At 43.4% G+C, this 17,854-nt stretch carries 15 protein-coding genes; 11 read left to right on the forward strand and 4 right to left on the reverse strand.

All coding sequences use genetic code 11. The features are described from left to right. Complete coding sequence (locus B5D26_RS10085) at window positions 1-1,821, forward strand: ATP-binding protein (protein ID WP_159445641.1); 1,821 nt, start codon at window positions 1-3, stop codon at window positions 1,819-1,821. 101 nt (window positions 1,822-1,922) lie between these two features. Here the strand turns inward: B5D26_RS10085 and B5D26_RS10090 are convergent, their stop codons facing one another. Beyond that, window positions 1,923-3,137 (reverse strand): YbfB/YjiJ family MFS transporter, encoded by a 1,215-nt coding sequence (locus tag B5D26_RS10090; RefSeq protein WP_078745615.1) that lies wholly within the window; start codon window positions 3,135-3,137, stop codon window positions 1,923-1,925. Between the two features lie 303 nt (window positions 3,138-3,440). Here B5D26_RS10090 and B5D26_RS10095 point away from each other — a divergent pair, with 303 nt between their 5' ends. The 4 genes from B5D26_RS10095 to B5D26_RS10110 all read left to right on the forward strand — a co-directional run bounded on the left by B5D26_RS10095 (window position 3,441) and on the right by B5D26_RS10110 (window position 8,284). Beyond that, window positions 3,441-3,869 carry an HIT domain-containing protein gene (locus B5D26_RS10095; protein ID WP_078745616.1) on the forward strand — a complete coding sequence of 143 codons (429 nt, stop codon included), beginning with the start codon at window positions 3,441-3,443 and terminating at the stop codon, window positions 3,867-3,869. A gap of 18 nt (window positions 3,870-3,887) precedes the next feature. Then, window positions 3,888-5,036, forward strand: coding sequence for a GNAT family N-acetyltransferase (locus B5D26_RS10100; protein ID WP_078745617.1), 1,149 nt, complete (start codon window positions 3,888-3,890; stop codon window positions 5,034-5,036). A 201-nt stretch (window positions 5,037-5,237) separates the two neighbouring features. After that, the gene (locus tag B5D26_RS10105) at window positions 5,238-6,848 is read left to right on the forward strand and encodes a diguanylate cyclase domain-containing protein (RefSeq protein ID WP_078745618.1); all 1,611 of its coding nucleotides are present in this window, start codon (window positions 5,238-5,240) and stop codon (window positions 6,846-6,848) included. Between the two features lie 107 nt (window positions 6,849-6,955). After that, the gene (locus B5D26_RS10110) at window positions 6,956-8,284 is read left to right on the forward strand and encodes a DUF2252 family protein (protein ID WP_078745619.1); all 1,329 of its coding nucleotides are present in this window, start codon (window positions 6,956-6,958) and stop codon (window positions 8,282-8,284) included. Window positions 8,285-8,344: 60 nt separating this feature from the next. On the opposite strand, the gene B5D26_RS10115 is transcribed toward B5D26_RS10110, so the two are convergent. Continuing rightward, complete coding sequence (locus B5D26_RS10115; protein ID WP_078745620.1) at window positions 8,345-8,767, reverse strand: YccF domain-containing protein; 423 nt, start codon at window positions 8,765-8,767, stop codon at window positions 8,345-8,347. A 158-nt stretch (window positions 8,768-8,925) separates the two neighbouring features. Next, complete coding sequence (locus B5D26_RS10120) at window positions 8,926-9,726, reverse strand: substrate-binding periplasmic protein (protein WP_078745621.1); 801 nt, start codon at window positions 9,724-9,726, stop codon at window positions 8,926-8,928. Between the two features lie 385 nt (window positions 9,727-10,111). Here B5D26_RS10120 and B5D26_RS10125 point away from each other — a divergent pair, with 385 nt between their 5' ends. Further along, window positions 10,112-11,344: a Bcr/CflA family efflux MFS transporter gene (locus tag B5D26_RS10125; RefSeq protein ID WP_078745622.1), complete on the forward strand. Its 1,233-nt coding sequence runs from the start codon at window positions 10,112-10,114 to the stop codon at window positions 11,342-11,344. A gap of 201 nt (window positions 11,345-11,545) precedes the next feature. Further along, window positions 11,546-12,007, forward strand: a complete 462-nt coding sequence (locus tag B5D26_RS10130) for a hypothetical protein (RefSeq protein ID WP_200810658.1) — start codon at window positions 11,546-11,548, stop codon at window positions 12,005-12,007. Window positions 12,008-12,129: 122 nt separating this feature from the next. On the opposite strand, the gene hisC is transcribed toward B5D26_RS10130, so the two are convergent. Then, a complete protein-coding gene (gene hisC / locus B5D26_RS10135) occupies window positions 12,130-13,194 on the reverse strand; it encodes a histidinol-phosphate transaminase (RefSeq protein ID WP_078745623.1) in 1,065 nt (354 codons plus the stop codon). Window positions 13,195-13,680: 486 nt separating this feature from the next. On the opposite strand from hisC, the gene B5D26_RS10140 reads away from it, so the two are divergent. From B5D26_RS10140 to B5D26_RS10155, 4 genes are all read left to right on the forward strand, one after another. After that, window positions 13,681-14,307 (forward strand): DUF6198 family protein, encoded by a 627-nt coding sequence (locus tag B5D26_RS10140; protein WP_078745624.1) that lies wholly within the window; start codon window positions 13,681-13,683, stop codon window positions 14,305-14,307. A 382-nt stretch (window positions 14,308-14,689) separates the two neighbouring features. Beyond that, complete coding sequence (locus tag B5D26_RS10145; RefSeq protein ID WP_078745625.1) at window positions 14,690-14,899, forward strand: cold-shock protein; 210 nt, start codon at window positions 14,690-14,692, stop codon at window positions 14,897-14,899. Window positions 14,900-15,116: 217 nt separating this feature from the next. After that, window positions 15,117-16,397 carry a flavohemoglobin expression-modulating QEGLA motif protein gene (locus B5D26_RS10150; RefSeq protein WP_078745626.1) on the forward strand — a complete coding sequence of 427 codons (1,281 nt, stop codon included), beginning with the start codon at window positions 15,117-15,119 and terminating at the stop codon, window positions 16,395-16,397. Window positions 16,398-16,455: 58 nt separating this feature from the next. Beyond that, a complete protein-coding gene (locus tag B5D26_RS10155; protein WP_078745691.1) occupies window positions 16,456-17,829 on the forward strand; it encodes a multicopper oxidase family protein in 1,374 nt (457 codons plus the stop codon). The last annotated feature ends 25 nt before the right edge of the window (window positions 17,830-17,854 follow it).

Raw genomic sequence — 17,854 nt, forward strand, 5'->3', positions numbered from 1 at the left:
ATGAAAAATCTGCACCGTTATCAGCCAGTTGCACTTGCAGGAACTTTATTGATCCTAGTTTGTGTTATTGCCTTTTCCCTTTTTAAGTTGGAAAAAGAGATCGACGAGTTTGGTTTGTTCACTAAAGATGAACGTTATTGGAATAGTACTCGTGTAGAAATGGAGTTGTTACGGTTAATCAATCAGCTGAATTTTTTTGTGATTACGGAAACTGATGAAAGCCGTGCAGCAATTGATATTCGCAAAGAAATTCTTTGGAGTAGAGTCAATATCATCACCCAAGGTAGTACAAAGGAGCTAATTGAGCAGATTGACCAAAGCTCATTGGAAACCGCTTATCGTTTGATTGGATTATTAGAAAAGTTAGATCGCGATATTGCCAGCTTAACGCCCAATAAAGCCAAACACTACAGTGCTCAATTTGAAGATTTTGTAGCGCTGTATATGCAAGCCTCCCGCACGGTGGCTTCTGCAATATCTGAGGTTGAGAGTACTTTCGCAATTAAAGTGCAGCATAACTACAGATTAATGGCGATGTTGCTGCTATTGGTTCTAATGATAGGTAGTCTTTTTACTTGGGTAAATTACCGAGAGTTACGGCGTAATCAACGGCTTGCTCGTGAAGCAGCTGCTGCAAATCAGGCTAAAAGTGAGTTTCTGTCTAACATGAGTCATGAAATTCGAACGCCACTTAACGGTATTATTGGTTCTTTACAGTTGATGCGATTAGAGCAGTTGCCACCGACGTTAACACCTTTGATCCAAGACATGAATGCCTGTAGTCAGAATCTTTTACAGCTTTTAAACTCAATTTTGGATTTATCACGTTTACAGCAGCAAAAACTACAGTTGGAATATCAAGCATTTAGTTTGCATCAAGCTGTAGAGGATGTGGTTAGAGTCGTTAACGGTAGTATTCAAAGCAAGAAACTACAGCTCAATATACGTAAAGATCCAGCACTGCCTAGCATTATCATGGGCGATCACTTTAGGTTGCAGCAGGTTTTAATAAACCTGCTCAGCAATGCGGCAAAATTCACTTCAGAGGGGCATGTCACTCTTCGTCTTTTACTCAATAGACAGTTAGATGAGCAGCACTATGAGATTAAAATTGAAGTATCAGATACGGGTATAGGTATTTCTCCAGAAGCTCAACAGCAGATATTTTCACCTTTCACTCAGGCCGATAGTTCAACCACAAGGCGCTTTGGTGGTAGTGGTTTAGGCTTGTCGCTGTGCAAGGAAATTATCAGTTCTATGGGCGGAGAAATCGGTGTTCGAAGCCAAATTGGTCAAGGCTCAACTTTTTGGATTTTACTAAATGTTGAAGTTGCAGACTCTACAGCTGTAATCACCAATATGGAATCTGCCATACCTGATGTTCAAGCGACTGCTTTGGTTTCTGCTTCAAATCATCATCAGGCTAAAAATAGTGATAGTGACAGACCTGCACTTATATTGGTTGTCGAAGACAATGTGATTAACGCTAATCTTGCAGGGGCTATATTAAAGAAATTAGGCTATCAATGTGAGTTTGCAGAAAATGGTCAGATTGCATTTGAGATGTGTCAGCAGCAGCAGTATCAATTGATATTGATGGATTGCCAGATGCCTGTTATGGACGGTTTAGCTTGTACGTTCAAGTTGCGTGCTGAGTCTAATCTGAATCAGTCAACCCCCATAGTAGCGCTTACCGCTAATGCTATGTTAGAAGATCAGCAACGTTGTATAGAAGTTGGTATGAATGCATTTATTGCTAAACCTGTCAGTATTCAGCGTTTGCAAGGCGTCTTAGAACAGTATATTGCAGAACTTAAATAGACTTGGGTTAATGCCATTGCGTCGTGATTCGCGAGCTCAATGTTACTACTGAATGTAGGTTAACAAAGGCGCAATATGCGCCTTTGTTAACTTGTGTATTATTAACTTTTAGCCGCAGCCAGCCGAGCAGACTCATCTAGTATATGAGCAGTACGGTCTGAAAATTTAAGCCAAACAATCAACAATGTACCCAAGGCAACAAAACCACCTGCCAGCCATAAACCAATATCATAGTACCCTGTCTGCTCTGCAATCATGCCTGTTAGCGCTGGGGCTATCACTTGTGCAGCACCGTAAGACAGTGTCATTTTGCCCATTAGTTTAGCAGGCTTGGTCGGGTATAAACGCCCAGCCATGGTTAGGACTAAACTAACGCAGCCGACAAATGTTCCGCCAAAGAGCAAGGCACTGAACAGAGCTACTTCAAGGCTGTGATAAAACGTCGGTAAAACAATCCCCGCGATTTGTAGGCTATAGGCCAAAATTAATGCATTGAGGTAACCCAATTTACGCGCGATTAAATCCCAGTTCATCACCGCTGGCGCTGCGGCCAAACCCACTACTGCAAAGGTTAAAGCGCCCATACCAGACAAGGCGGGAATACGCTCCACAATGGTGACAATAAAGGTTGCACTGATCACATATCCATAGCCTGCACAAAAGTAAGCCGCCAACATCAAACGCATAAACTTCTTGGTAGGAGGATTGTCCTGTAGCGCTTGGCCTGTGGAGGTTGTAGGTGCAGTGTCTGGTTTTGGTAACCAAAGCCAAGCGGGAATCGCCAATATCACAGCAATTAGCGAAAACCATAACCACTGTTCAGACCAGCTTAATGACCAGCGCAACATTAACTCCACCGCAATGGCGGCTACCACAATGCCGATACCCACCCCCGAAAAGTGAATACCCAATTCACTTCGGTGATGATGACGAATCAGCCAGTTAAGGATTAAGCCAGAAGCAATCAACATTGACCCTGCACTGCTAAGGCCAGATAAAAAGCGTAATATCGACCACAACAACATATTATCGGTAAAAGCCATAGCGGCTGTCGTCACAATCGCAGTCACTAAACCAAAGCGGTACAAGGTATCTTTCAGTTTAAGATCGCTGACAGATGCTGCAATTAAAGCACCCAACATATAGCCTACGTAGTTAATGGCCGCTAACCAGCCTCCTTCCGCGTCACCCATCCAAGTTTGATCTTGCATCACAGGTAATAAAGGTGTGTAAGCAAAACGCGCAATACCCACGCATAAAATCTGGCTGAAAAGCCCTGCCAGCAGCACTTTTATTCGGGTAGTCGAGTGATTCATCTCTCATCTTATCCTTTTGATTATTCTTATAATTTAAGCCATAGACAAAGCTTTTCAATGATCGTCAGCTTAATGCTTCTATTAGATCAGGGATAATGATTAATTAAGATAGCCTTCATCTGTTTTTGTGATGAGGCTACAGTTGGGCTGATGATCATGTTGGCAGGCTAAAATTTGAGAAGTGCTATTTGGCAAACAAAGCATTACAGGGATGGGGTCGTTTTTCTATAGACTTATTGCCACTCAGTATGTCTATACTATTCAATAAGTTAAGCCGTCAGGTCTCAGAGAAAGGTACTATAGATGTTCACACTACACTCTCGCTTAGAGCAAGACACTATTCCCGTGGCAGATCTAGGTGTTAGCCGTTTATGTATGATGAATGATGCTCGATACCCTTGGTTTATTTTAATTCCTAGAGTTGGGGGTATTACAGAGCTTTACGAGTTAGAGCAAGAGGTGCTTGTACAAGTGATGAAAGAGTCTTGTGCTTTAGCTGAAGCGATGATGCAAGCCTTTCATGGACAAAAGATGAATGTCGCAGCTCTTGGTAATATTGTGCCACAGCTGCATATTCATCATGTAGTGCGAGCAGAGGGCGACGCTGCTTGGCCTGCCCCCGTTTGGGGTGTTGGACAAACAGAACCCATGGGTACCGCACAGGCACGCGCCCGTATTCAGGTTTTACTTCCAGAGCTTATTACTCGCTTACCAGACTTAGCTGTCGCTTAATCGGATTGAGGAGGCTTTATGCAACTGCGAGTACTGCAGCAACTTAGCGAGTTAAGTCCTTCTCAATGGTCACAACTGCAACTTACTGGTAATCCTTTTTTAAACCCAGTTTTTTTAACCGCACTAGAGCACACAAGTGTTGTGGGTGGGGATACTGGCTGGCAACCTTGTCATCTATTGTTAGAAGATGCGCAAGGTATAGCGGCGTTAATGCCCACATATGTTAAGTACCACTCTTATGGTGAATATGTTTTTGACTGGGTTTGGGCTGAGGCCTATGAAAGCCAGCATTTAGAATATTACCCCAAGCTAGTCAGTGCGATTCCTTACACGCCCAGCGAAGGCAGCAGAGTGTTACTGAGAATAGATTATAGTTTTGAGCAAGTACTACCGCACTTTTTAGCAGGTATTCAGCAATTGGTACGACAATATAAGCTCTCCAGCTGGCATCTACTGTTCCCTGACCAGCACAGCTACCAACAAGGCTTAAAGCAAAATTTATTAGGGCGTACAAGTTGTCAATATCATTGGCAGAATACTGAAGGCTGGCAAGATTTTGAGCAGTTTCTGAATAGTTTTAGTGCTAAGAAAAGGAAAAATGTTCGACAGGAACGGCGTAAAATTGTAGATCAAGGTATTAAACTAAGACGTGTGCGGGGAGCAGAAATAAGTCAGTCTCAGCTGAGACATTTTTATCAGTGCTACCAAACAACTTACCAGCAACGTGGCCGGCAAGGATATCTAAACATGGATTTTTTCCAGTATCTAGTAGAGCAGATGCCTGAGAAAATTATGTTGGTAGAAGCTTACATCAAGGACGAATTGGAACAAAATTGCAGTATTGCCGCCGCGCTGTTTTTTTATGATCAGTCTCGCCTTTATGGTCGATATTGGGGAAGTCGAGCTGATGTTGATTGTCTGCACTTTGAGGTTTGTTATTACCAAGGTATAGAGTTCTGTTTAGAACAGGGTTTAACCCACTTCGACCCCGGCACACAGGGTGAGCATAAGGTTGCCAGAGGTTTTTCGCCTTATTTGACACATTCAAACCATTGGATTGCAGAACCCTTATTTTCACAGACTATTCAGCAGTGGCTTAAGTCGGAACAGCAACAAATAGAGGCCTATGCTCAAGCGATAGACTTAAAAACTCCGTTCAGAAAATAGATAAATTAGAGCCGCACTTCCAAAAACTGAATAACTGCCTTACTCTTTGTTTGTAAAGAAAAACTTTATTATTGATCTTTGTCCAAGTCATAGATGCATGTGTTTGACATGTAGAATGATTAAGTATTGACTATCAACAAGTTACTCCCTCACTAAAGCATATTTGCTCAAGCATGAGCATTAACAATAAGATTGTTCAGTATGAAAAAATTATTAGTCGTGGAAGACAGTGCCCTTTTTGCCAAAATGCTGAGTAAGCAACTTGCAGAAAATAATCTTTTTGAAGTGCACATGGCATACAGTCATAAAGAAGCAGAGGTGCTACTCAGTCGACATGACTTCTTTGCTGCAATTACCGACTTAGTGTTACCAGATGCTGGCGAGGGGCAAATCGTTGGTACTGTTGTGAAGAAAAATATCCCCGTAATTGCATTAACAGGCTCAATGAGTGATGAATTGCAAAAGCAGATCTCATCCATGCCTATTGTTGACTATGTAATTAAAGAAGGGAAAAGCGATCTTTGCTATGCCGTTCGCTTAGCTGAGTTGCTATTAGACACTAAAGGTGTTGATATATTAGTAGTTGATGATTCAAGGGTTGCACTTGCCAGTGTAATAAGTTTACTAGAGCCATTACTGTTTAATATTCATACGGCTAGCTCTGGTAAGGAAGCTTTGGAAATTTTGAAAGCCAATCCAAAAATCTCACTTATGGTAACCGATCATGAAATGCCTGAGATGACAGGATTAGAGCTATCCCGTGAAGTTCGCCGACACCATGACGAACTTACTTTACCGATTATTGCGGTAACAGGTATGCGAGAGCCAAAGTTAGAAGCTCGTTTTCTTAAAAGTGGCGTAAACGACTTTTTGATTAAGCCGTTCTCCCGCGAAGAGTTTATCAGTCGTATTGTCACGTTAGTCAGCGCCCGTGAGCGCTATAAACAGATTCAGCGCTATGCCGATACCGTTGATCGTTATGTGATTTCATCCAGCACTGATGAACACGGTATTATTCGGGCCGTTAGCCAAGCTTTCTGTGATATTTCAGGCTATAGTCGAGAAGAGCTGTTGGGGCGGAATCACAATATTGTGCGTCACCCTGATATGCCAAATTCACTCTATCAGTCGTTATGGCAGACAGTTAAGTCAGGCAAGAGCTGGCGTGGCGAAGTTAAGAACAGTAAGAAAGATGGGAGCTATTACTGGGTTGACGTTAATATCGAACCTCAGTTTGATTCTCAAGGCCAAATTAATGGCTTTACCGCCATTCGACAAGACATCACCAATAAAAAATATGTTGAAGAGCTTTCTATCACCGATCCTATGACAGGGCTATATAATCGTCGTTACTTTTCTGACCAGTTTCCAGTTTATGCTGAGAAGGCTGAAGAAAAGGGCGATTTGCTTGCCTTTTTGATGTTTGACGTTGATAAATTCAAGCAATATAACGATAACTATGGCCACCAAGCAGGCGACCACGTATTGATTGAATGTGCTAAGGCCTTTAAAACTTTAGCTAAAGAGATAGAGGCTTTACCTTTCCGTTTAGGTGGAGAGGAGTTTGCTTTACTCTTTACAACAGACTCTGCCGACCTCGCACAAACAAGGGCTGAAATTGCACGAAAAGCGATTCAAGACCTTGCCATTCCTCACGCTTATAATACCGCTGCTGAAGTGATCACTGCTTCTTTTGGACTATGTTTGATTAAACATAATGCCGACATCGAAGAGACCTATAAAAAAGCAGACGACGCACTGTATGAAGCCAAAGAGCAAGGCCGTAACCGTGTAATTACGTTGCACTTGTAGGCTTAGAATATACTTTCAAAACTAGGGAAAGCTAAGTGCTGCGCGCCAAGGTGGCGTCATATTAAGCACATGCAGTGCTTTTCTGATCAAAATAAAAGGATATGGACATGACTGAATCTGTCGCTCGTTTTGAGCTTATAGAACAAGAGCTTAATCGTGTGGATGGTTATGCTCCATCGCAAGGTCACCCTAAGCACCTCAAAATGGCAAATAATCCATTTGTATTTCTGAGAGGTTCAGCACAACTTTTTTATGCTGACTTAGCTTCTGGCGTTATCAAGCTACCGCCCTCACTTTATAAGCTGCCGCTCACCACAATTATGGGGGATTGTCACAGCGCTAACTTTGGCTTTTTAAGTGAAGAGGGTTCTCATGGTGACAGCATTATTTTTTGTCCCAATGATTTTGATGACGCTTGTATCGGTCATGCGGCATGGGACTTACTACGCTTCGCTGTTAGTTTGGCGCTAGCAGTTGACTACGCCCAAGGTATTCAGCAAGGTCTGTATACGACAGAATATGAGGTGAAAGACAAACCTGCTGTAAGCAGTGCTGAGACTCGGGCTGCAATCGAAGCCTTTTTGGAAGCTTATACCGATATTTGTCATGAAGGTTTGTCTGATCCTCAAAGCCGTTTATTTGCGATATCTGGCTTCCACTCGGGGCATATTTTGTCAAAGCGCTACCAAAAAGCTTTAGGTCGAACTTGTGGCGGTGAGGCTTTTACCGAAAAAAGCTCTCTTGCTAAAGCGGTTGATCTAAATGTTTTACCGCTACGTTTTAAAGCATTGCCAGAGCGCTTTAATGCAATTAGTGCACTATTGTATCAAGAGATAGAGGAAACTTTTGCCCCTTATGTTGACGATAGCATTATTGATATTGTTCAGCGTGTTAATGCTGGCACTGGTTCTGTCAATATGGCGCGCTACTACCTGCTAGTGGGGCCTAAAACTCAAGAGGGCATAACGCCAGATTTGGCTTTGTACCACATCGTTGAGGTTAAGAAACAACGTCATGCCGCGCCTTTATTCCATTTTCCCAGCTTGAGCCCTGTTAATCAATTAAACCCTGCACACCTGACTGTTAACTGCCAACTCAGAATGCAACGTCGACCAGATTTGGTATTAGATGAAGCGGAATGGCAAGGTGCACATTGGCTTATTCGCTCTCGCCATCACGCCCGAGTGGGTATTGATCCAGAGCAGATTACCTTTGGCAAAAAAGCAGTTAAAGGTGGATTCATTGATTATGCTGCAACCTGTGGTGAGGCTTTGGCGCTTGCACATTGTCGCGGAGATCGTCGTTCCACTCAGTTTGAAGCTGCGGTATCTGAGTTATTACCTGATCAAGTTCAAAGTTTGATCAATTGTGCTCTAGATTATGCAGAGCAGGTTAAACAAGATTGCAAAGTGCTAAGGCAGATGCTGGCGGGGTAATCTTAACTGATAGCTTAAGGTGAAGCTTATTTAATTAAGCCTCACCTTAAATAGTATCGATTAACTGCGGTGTACCGCATTGGCAGTTTCGTTACTGACAATGGTTTGTCCCACAGGTGCAAAGGAAATTATCGCCAGCTTAATATGTTGGATAGCGAATGGTATACCAATAATGGTGACCGCACACATCACCGCTGAGGTGAGATGTCCAATAGCAAGCCAGATACCTGCAAACAAAATCCAGAGAACATTACCAATGAAGCCTAATGTACCAGTGCCAATATCTTTTTTACCTGTTAGCTTTTCTCTGCTAATGGCCTGTTTGCCGAAAGGAAAAAAAGAAAACTGAGCAATGACAAAGCAAGAGCGCCCCCACGGAATGCCGATAATGGTACAGAATGCTAGAATGCCAAATAAAAACCACGCTAGCCCCATAAATACGCCGCCAAATAAAAACCATATGATATTGCCGATCAAACGCATTGCTTTACCTTGGCCTTTCGAGCCGTAACTTGAGAAGTTTGCTAGACTACAGTTATGAGCTCTTGATATTCAAGGACTAATTTCGGAGGTTCTTTACACCTCCGAGCTATCCGCACTAGGTATTTGTTATATTGAAGCAGAGTCTTTGGTCAGCCTGATTATTTTGGTGTCTGCATTGCCCAATCGTTTAATGCGCGCTCTAGGTATTGCTCCATTCTACCCTCTTCGGCAAATTGTATTAGGGTTTGCTCTAACTTGTGCTTAAACGCTTGATTATTACAGGCAGACTTCTGCGACATGGTTAAAAATAGCGCTTGCTCTGTAATTGGTGTGGTGCTGGTTTCAATATTATTGATGTCCAGTTGTTTTGCGTAGGCTTTTGCAGGGTTCTCTTCGTAGACTAGATAGTCGACCCGTTGAGCATTTAACATCCGCAAAGCTTGCTCTAGGCTGGCAACATAACTGATATTCAGATCAGACTTAGCATACTCATCAAACTCTTGCCCAAAACTATTATTGATTACAGTCATGCCTTGTAAGCTTTTTAAATCTGACCATTCAGAATAAGCAATAGGATGCTCAGTGTTAAACCAAACGGAAGTCTGTGTTTTTTGAAAGGCAGGATATAAATAGTCCATGTATAAAGTTCTGGGCTGAGTAAAAAAAGCCCCTGCTATCATGTCTACTCGCCCAGCAGCCGTCTCTTGCTGCACCCTACCCCAAGGACCGCTATATATTAAGCTAATCTTAGTGGAGGTCTCTTTGGCAAGATCATCAATAAGGTATCGAATAGCACCCACTAATTGCCTAGGATCCTTTGGTGATCGCCAAAGGTAAGGGGGATACTCAGCGTTGCCACTGGCAGTTAGGCCTGAACATGAACTGTCAGCTTTTAGCTGAGAGGTAAAACCAACACTTGTCAGGGCCAGCATCATTACAACTGTTTTGATCAATGGCATAGTCTTTACTCCTATAAGTAGACCCGCCTTTAAAATTTTATTGTAGAACAATATTATTAAAAAGAGATATTAAAAGGCTAAGGTAATCCCCCTGAAAAATAGCGGTACTCAAAAGTAGAGTTTTCTCGTAGTCTACATGCAGGATATTCAACATGAAAAAGTCATGTTATACCGATAGCCAAATCATGGTGACTTTGAAACAGACCGAAGCAGGCTCGCTTGTTCCTGAGCTTTGCTGCAAGAATGATATTAGTTCAGCCAGATGTTATAAAAGATGAGCTAAATATGGTTATGGCATTGTTACTCATATTGGTGGACAAAATCAGCGCGCTTCTTTCTTCTTTATGCTCTAATGCTGACCCCCAAATTTTGAAGGGATATTACGATGTCTAATGCTAAATCATCTCTATCCGCAGGGCAGGCCAGTGGTGTGCAAGTGACAACAGGCTTATTGTTGATGTTATCGGCACTGACGGCTTTAGCACCTCTGGGAACTGATATTTATCTTGCGGCAGTGCCAAGTATGGCGCTCGATTTTTCCGTCGCAATTCATGATGTAGAAGCCTCTATTAGCTACTTTCTAGTAGGTTTGAGTTTAGGCCAGCTATTGGGAGGGCCATTATCGGATCGCTTTGGCCGCCGTAAATTAGTTATCAGTGGACTGGGGCTTTTCGCCTTGTCTAGTTTGGGTATTCTCTTTTCAGAGGGCTTAATTCAACTGTGGCTATTTCGCTTTATTCAAGCTTTAGGTGGGGGGCTTGCAATGGTGAATAGCTCAGCGATTATCCGAGACCTCAGCTCGGGAAAAGCAGGGGCTGCAAATATCATTCGAGTAATGCAAGTGATGATGATTGCGCCTTTGGCTGCTCCGATCATCGGTATGTTGATCTTACAAATTAGTAACTGGAATAACATCTTTGTATTTTTAATGCTTTATAGCCTGATTTTGATGCTACTGTTCTACCGTTATTTACCAGAAACCAGTCCAATGCAAGCAAGCGGTAATTGGTTTAGTAATTACTTTGCAGTGATTCGAGAGTATCGGGTTTGGGGGTTTATCGCATCGACTTGTGCAGCCTATGCAGGACTCTTGGGCTTTATTACAGCATCTCCTGGAGTATTGATGGGTTACTTCGGGCTATCTGAAACCCTTTACCCTTTTGTATTCGGTTTCAATGTCTTGATGATGGTGTTGATGAGTCGAGCTAACTTACGGTTGCTAGGTCGGTTTGAATCATCGCAGCTGATCTCAATTGGACAAGGCATGCAGCTGTTATCCAGCAGTCTTATGTTGGCTTATATTCTGCTTTCTGAGCAGCATACACTCTATATCTTGATTCCATTAACAATGCTGTTTATGGGAAGCCACAGTTTTGTTGTTGCTAACAGTATCGCTTGTACAACAGAACTATTTCCGCAACGCGCAGGCACTGCTACCGCTTTAATAGCTGCGCTAGGTTTCTTCTCTGGCGGTCTATCAGGCGGCATTATCGGCTATTTTTCTGATGGTACACCGCTACCTATGGTCAGTGTTCTATTTGTAGCTTGTCTAACGGGCATCGGTATTCGTTGGATTACTCGATGTTCAGGTTGCAAAAAAATTAGCTCCATCACCTGAGCGATTTCTGCTAGAAGCTCGTTGGCTGTAAAAACACAATGTGGATGCTGATATAGTAAATAAGGAATCCTAGAAATCGAGGTTATCTCAATCTCAAAATATCGTTGAGCTACTTAAGGTTAACTCAGGCCAAAAGTTTAACGCCCGTCAAATTGAGAAAAACGGTCTAGAAATTCGCGTGGTAATGGCGGTAATCAATGGTTGCACCCTGATATTGTGGCGATGCAGCTAGTAGATAAAGAATGGAATGATCTAATAAGAGCTTGCGTAAAGCAGGGAGCAGGGCAAAGCGTTCGCCTATGGTCTTTTGAGGTAAGAAAAGAGCTCTCAGGCTCAAATGCGAGGAAAAGCTTCTTCCAAGCCGTTAGTAATTCTGGCTGGGCAAACGAGGGTTATCTAGTTGTAACATCAATATCTGACTTAAGCGTAGAGCAAGAGTTAAGAATGCTATCAGCACCTCATGGTATTGGCGTGATTTTATTAAATCCTGAAAATCTAAGTGAAAGTGAAATGATGCTGCCAGCAAGGTCAAGAGCTGAAGTTGACTGGCAATCAGTCAATCGAATTCTAGTGGAGAACGAAGATTTTAAAGATTACATAGAGTTTGTTTCTACTTATTATCAAACAGGTAGAGTGAGAGCTAGAGACTGGAATAAAGTTTAACTTCACTTATTTTTACATGAACAAAAAATTCTACTGCTCTTTGAAACTGGAAGTGGTAACTATGGTTGGATGAGCCGAACCTCTTCATAATAGGCGGCTCATTTTTAATAGCGCGGGGTTTCTCAGGCTAGCTTAGGATGCTCTTTTAGTGCTGATATCATCGCTTCCATCTCTTGGCGCGTACCGATTGTGATCCGTAAGAAGTTCTCAATACTTGGCTTAGTAAAATGACGCACTAAAATATTGCGACTGCGCAGGTGTGTCATGAGCTCTGCGCCACTGATCTCTGGATGGCTGGCAAAAATAAAGTTTGTGCTTGAAGGTAGGGCATTGAAGCCTAATGCAGTCAGTTGCTCATCTGTCCATTGACGATCTGCTATGATCTGTTGAGTGGTCTGCTCAAAGTAGCGTTGATCCTCTATGGCTGCACTGGCCGCTGCAATGGCCAGCATGTCTAATGGGTAGGAGTTAAACGAGTTTTTAACGCGCTCTAGTCCTGCAATAAGCTCTGGGCTTCCAATGGCAAAGCCAACCCGCATACCTGCTAAGCTGCGAGACTTGGACAGTGTTTGAATCACCAGCAGATTGGGGTACTGGTTCACCAGTGTCACTGCACTTTCAGCTCCAAAATCCACATAAGCCTCATCGACAACCACAACAGTTTCGGTGTTTTCTTGCAATAAAGCTTCAATATCTGTTAACGGCAAAGCAACGCCTGTTGGCGCATTTGGGTTTGCAAAAATAATGCCGCCGTTTGGTTGAGCATAGTCAGCTAGGTTGATTCTATAGTCTGTCGTTAAGGGCACATGCTGTGTTTTGATCTGATAAAGATCGCAATACACATCATAGAAACTATAGGTTGTGCTAGGCAGTAGTAGCGGTAAGGGTTGGCGGAAGAATGCCATAAATGTGTGAGCAAGTACTTCATCTGAGCCGTTACCGACAAAAACCTGATCGTAATCCACATGGAAATGCTGAGCGAGGGTTTGCTTCAGTTGTGTTGAGTCAGGATCTGAGTACAAACGCAGACGCTCTTTAGGGAAGTGCGTAAGTACTTCTACCACCTTAGGAGATGGTGGATAAGGGTTTTCGTTGGTGTTGAGCTTAATAATATTGCCCTGCTTGGGTTGTTCACCTGGCACGTAGGGCTGAAGGGATAAGATCGCCTCACTCCAAAACTTACTCATTTGCTACAAACTCTTCTGTTAGCGATAACGCATGGGTCAAAGGTGTCTAGCGTAGCATTGCGCCAGTTTTTCAGCTACGGACATTTCTGATTTGGTGGAGATTCAGTTTTTTCAAAGGGAGGTCGAGCGGCTTTGTAAAAATAATTTTACAGTAGTATGTTCTGGTTATTTGTTTTTATATAGTTGAAAAAGCTGGTTTAATTGGTTTTGTGATAGTATTGATGTTGAAGAATCGATTCTTTATCAGAGAATCGATCTGACCTATGGATGAGTGGCCGATCATATCCTGTTTTTGTGCCATTTGTTCCGCGCTCCAATAACAATAATTTTGCGACATCTTCTCAGCCCTATCGGGCTTTGGGTCAGAAGCGTCACTCTGTCGATTGATCTGGACAGAGCCGTTCCGCTTAGGTCAAAAGCCGAAGCGGTCATTGTGTCTATCAATCCTCTACCGAAGATTGGTTTAAAGTTATTGGAGCGTTATCAATGAAAGAACATGCCACTCACTGGCTCTCTATTTTAGAAGCTTGTCTACTGGTCGCACTGGGTGTGCAGATGATTAATGCCGCAGGCCTGTTAGTCGGCGGTACGGCAGGCTTAGGTCTGATAGCACAACAAATGCTACCGAATCTCTCTTTTGGACAGCTTTTCTTTGTGATTAACTTGCCTTTTTATGCGGTCGCAATCCGCTATATGGGGACAACCTTCACCCTGCGCACCTTTGGCGCGGTGACGCTGTTATCTTTACTCTCTGATTTGATTGAAAACACCATTAGTTTGCAGTTGGCGCATCCATTAATCGCTTCTATTTTAGGGGGGCTGTTAATTGGTTTTGGTTTGACGATTCTGATTCGCCACAATGCGTCGATTGGAGGTATTACGATTATGGCGGTTTTTTTAGAGCGAAGAATGAATATCAATGCTGCTAAAACAACGCTGTGTACTGATGTGTCAATTTTATTGCTGGGTTTGGCGTTTTTCGATTTGATGACAGTGGGCTACTCCTTAGTGGCATTTGTGGCGGTGAGCTCGGTGTTGGGGCGCTATCGCCAGCCGAAGGTGGTGCTACCCGCAGTGGTACTCAACCCTAATGTTGTGGCCGCCAAAGGTTAAGACATTAATATGGTTGATATAAACCAAGTTTAAAGCGCCTACATTTAAATCTGATGTTGAGTTAAATAAATAGATGAGCGCTTTAGGTGGCTAATCGGCTAAAGCCAGGTCTTGTATGGCCTGTATCGAATGAAATGCAGTTGAAACGACTTTTTTTCAATATTTATGATAATAATGCATTTATTTAGTAGCTTGTTTCTAAAGCCTTGTTATACTGCTCCTCGTTCGGTGATGAAGCTAACGCGAAGTAACCGACACCCGGAGAGGTCTTATGGCTGTCCTCAGGCTCGGGATTGTAGAGTCTGATGAGTAAAACCTGTCACTTGAGTGATAGGGCATTAAGAAAGGCCAGTAAGCTGGCAATAGAAGTTAAGAGAATGTTATGTCAAATTTAGTTCAAGGTACTGTTAAGTGGTTCAATGACGAGAAAGGCTTCGGCTTCATTGAGCAGGAAGGTGGTAAAGACGTATTCGTACACCACAGTGCAATTAACGGTAACGGCCGTAAGACCCTTCACGAAGGCCAACAAGTAACAATGCAAGTTGTTGCTGGTCAGAAAGGTCCACAAGCTGAGAACGTAACTCCGGTTTAAGTTCTAGTTTGAAGCAAAGCCCAGTCATTGTACTGGGCTTTGTTGTTTCTGCTCTATTACTTTATTGATCAGATTCATCTCGTTTGTTCTGTTTTATCCCATTCTTATATCTTTCCCTCTGCTTTCATAGCTTTAGAATAAAGTAGTGCTATCTGCTTGTTTGTCTTAGGTTTACACTGCGCTTAGATCTCTTCTTTTGCCATATTGGGTGATAAAAATGGCCAATAATAAAAAACTTTTGCATCAGGTTCGCCAGTTGTCTGACAAAATGGTTGAGCTACAAGCACCTATTCGTGTGTTAGATGCAGTGAACTGGGATAAAAGTGTAAAGCAGGAGTTTTTTAAGTATAAGGCAGAGCGCCTGCCCAATATTACCCGTGATACTTATCTGCAACGAGATTTAGGCTTTGACCCAGAAAACTTGCGCCATGCCTTCAGTACCTTGGAGCAAGAGATCAGCCGCACCATCGGGCAGTTAAACCCTATGGCCCGTTTGATGAAGCGGATGTGTACTGAGTACCGTCAAGTGTTGCGTATGATTGAGTCACGGGGAACGCCGGACTTTCATTACTATTCCGTTGAGCTTTACGGTCATCCGCATGATGTTTTCCATGCGGGCGACCCAACGCTTGCTGAACTGGCCATTATGTTGGAAGAGCCGTTGGTTCGTCTGATGGATCACAGTATCTTACCGGATGACCCTAAAGATATTCCAGCAGAACAGGCCCTTTCTTACCTTGATAGTGTATTGAATAAAAGCATGCCGGGGCTGAATGCGCGCGTGATTCTGTCTGACGGTATTGTCAGTGACGCAGCGGCAGGTAGTGATTACATTAAACTCAATAAAGAAGTGATGTTTTCTCAGAGAGAGCTTGATCTGCTAGAGGCTCATGAAGGCTGGATTCATGTGGGAACCACTCAAAATGGTTTGGCCCAACCTTATCTGACCTGTTTAGCAAAAGGTACGCCTAGCTCAACAGTGACCCAAGAAGGCTTAGCGGTATTAACTGAGATCATTACGCTACGCTCTACTCCAAGGCGGTTATCTAAACTGATTAATCGAATTCGGGCGGTTACTTTAGCAACGGATGGCGCAGATTTTATAGAGGTGTTCCGTTATCTGCGTGACAAGGGTTTGAGTGAAGAGGATAGCTATACTATTGCCAGTCGCACTTTTCGTGGCAGCTTGCCGGATGGTTTGCCCTTCACTAAAGATTTGGCTTATATCAAAGGCTTTGTGCTGACGTATAACTTCTTCCGAGTTGCGGTGCAAAAGGGTCGGATTGATCTGTTACCTCTGCTTTTGGTGGGCAAAATCAACCTTGATGATTTCCGCTTGATCAGTGAGTTGCATGAGCAAGGCATTGTGGTGGCACCTAAGTTCTTACCGCCACACTTTCAAGATCTGCGCGGCTTAGTGACTTGGTTAAGTTTTGGCCGCTTTATTGGCTCGTTGAAGTTTGACCAATTGGAAAAAGATTACAGCCCATTATTTTAGGTTGAAACTGATTGATGCTATTTCCCCTTAATTGATCTCTTTGATTGCGAGGCAGCTTGTGAAACGTCGGGAATTTTTACAATTGGGTGCATTATCAACAGCAGGTTTGTGTTTACCTCGCTGGTCTTTAGCTCAGGTGAATGCTGTGCAGCCTTATCATTACCGACTGACAGCAGAATTGGCTGAGGCAGAGCTGGTTACAGGTATTAAAACGCCTGTGATGGCTTTTAATGGTCAAACACCAGCACCCATTATTCGAGCCAAACAGGGGCAGCCGATTCGTATTGAGTTTGAAAATAAACTCAACGAACCCACGACTATTCATTGGCATGGGCTGCGTATTCCAATTGAAATGGATGGTGTGCCTTTTCTAAGCCAACCACCTGTCATGCCTGGCGAAACTTTTGTCTACGAGTTTACACCTCCTGATGGGGGTACTTTTTGGTACCACCCCCATATGAACAGTGTTGAACAGTTAGGTCGCGGTTTGGTTGGCGCATTAGTGGTTGAAGAGGCCGTTAAACCGAGCTTCGATATCGACGAAACTTTGATCTTAAAGCACTGGCATATTAATGATCAGGGCGAGTGGCAAGTGTTGAGCCAGCCCCGTTATGCAGCGCGTATGGGAACACCGGGCGAGTGGGGGACAGTGAATGGTCTCAAACAGCCTCAATATCGCTATCCAGCTGGCAGTTTAGTACGGTTGCGGGTTGTAAATGTCGATAATACCATGACCTATCACTTGCGTTTGAAAGGTGTTGAGGCACAAGTCATCGCCATTGATGGCAATCCAATTTCAGAGCCTTACCCTCTTATGCAACATAAAATGGGGCCGGGGATGCGTTTGGATGTGGCGTTTATTATGCCGAATACTGCCAAGCCTTTTGTGTTAGAGCATATGCGAGGAAAATTTGGTTTTCCTATGGCCAGCTTTGCCCGTAATGAACAGGTTGTGGCGCACCAAAAAAGAACCCTGCCAAAGTTGCCTCTTAACCCTATTCCTGTGCCTGATCTGACCAATGCCGAAACGGTGAACTTCATTTTTGAGTGGGAAGGGGCGATCAGTCCTAGCGATCAATCCGGACAGGCGCACCCCACATTCTGGTTGATCAATCGTCGCCCTTGGCAAGGTATGGGGCCGGGTAATATCCCAGAGCCAGTGGCAAATTTAAAGCTGGGTAAAAGCTATATATTTGATCTGCGCAACAACACTCAATACCACCATCCCATTCACCTGCATGGGCATACGTTCTGGGTGCTAGAAATGGATGGCGAGCCTGTAAAACCTTTTCATACCGATACGATCTTGTTGGGTAAGAATGGTCGAGCTAAGGCTGCTTTTGTGGCTGACAATCCGGGGCGATGGATGTACCACTGCCATGTAATTGAGCATATGAAAACAGGTTTGATGGGCTATATTCAGGTCAGTTAGTAATAAGGGCAAGCGGCTATTCAGC

This window comes from Oceanospirillum multiglobuliferum, from assembly GCF_900167095.1.
Lineage (GTDB): Bacteria > Pseudomonadota > Gammaproteobacteria > Pseudomonadales > Halomonadaceae > Oceanospirillum > Oceanospirillum multiglobuliferum.

Bases quoted from the DNA above. Each gene is read 5' to 3' on its own strand.
- B5D26_RS10085 (WP_159445641.1), top strand. From the start codon at position 1: ATGAAAAATCTGCACCGTTATCAGCCAGTTGCACTTGCAGGAACTTTA.
- B5D26_RS10090 (WP_078745615.1), bottom strand. From the start codon at position 3,137: ATGAATCACTCGACTACCCGAATAAAAGTGCTGCTGGCAGGGCTTTTC.
- B5D26_RS10095 (WP_078745616.1), top strand. From the start codon at position 3,441: ATGTTCACACTACACTCTCGCTTAGAGCAAGACACTATTCCCGTGGCA.
- B5D26_RS10100 (WP_078745617.1), top strand. From the start codon at position 3,888: ATGCAACTGCGAGTACTGCAGCAACTTAGCGAGTTAAGTCCTTCTCAA.
- B5D26_RS10105 (WP_078745618.1), top strand. From the start codon at position 5,238: ATGAAAAAATTATTAGTCGTGGAAGACAGTGCCCTTTTTGCCAAAATG.
- B5D26_RS10110 (WP_078745619.1), top strand. From the start codon at position 6,956: ATGACTGAATCTGTCGCTCGTTTTGAGCTTATAGAACAAGAGCTTAAT.
- B5D26_RS10115 (WP_078745620.1), bottom strand. From the start codon at position 8,767: ATGCGTTTGATCGGCAATATCATATGGTTTTTATTTGGCGGCGTATTT.
- B5D26_RS10120 (WP_078745621.1), bottom strand. From the start codon at position 9,726: ATGCCATTGATCAAAACAGTTGTAATGATGCTGGCCCTGACAAGTGTT.
- B5D26_RS10125 (WP_078745622.1), top strand. From the start codon at position 10,112: ATGTCTAATGCTAAATCATCTCTATCCGCAGGGCAGGCCAGTGGTGTG.
- hisC (WP_078745623.1), bottom strand. From the start codon at position 13,194: ATGAGTAAGTTTTGGAGTGAGGCGATCTTATCCCTTCAGCCCTACGTG.
- B5D26_RS10140 (WP_078745624.1), top strand. From the start codon at position 13,681: ATGAAAGAACATGCCACTCACTGGCTCTCTATTTTAGAAGCTTGTCTA.
- B5D26_RS10145 (WP_078745625.1), top strand. From the start codon at position 14,690: ATGTCAAATTTAGTTCAAGGTACTGTTAAGTGGTTCAATGACGAGAAA.
- B5D26_RS10150 (WP_078745626.1), top strand. From the start codon at position 15,117: ATGGCCAATAATAAAAAACTTTTGCATCAGGTTCGCCAGTTGTCTGAC.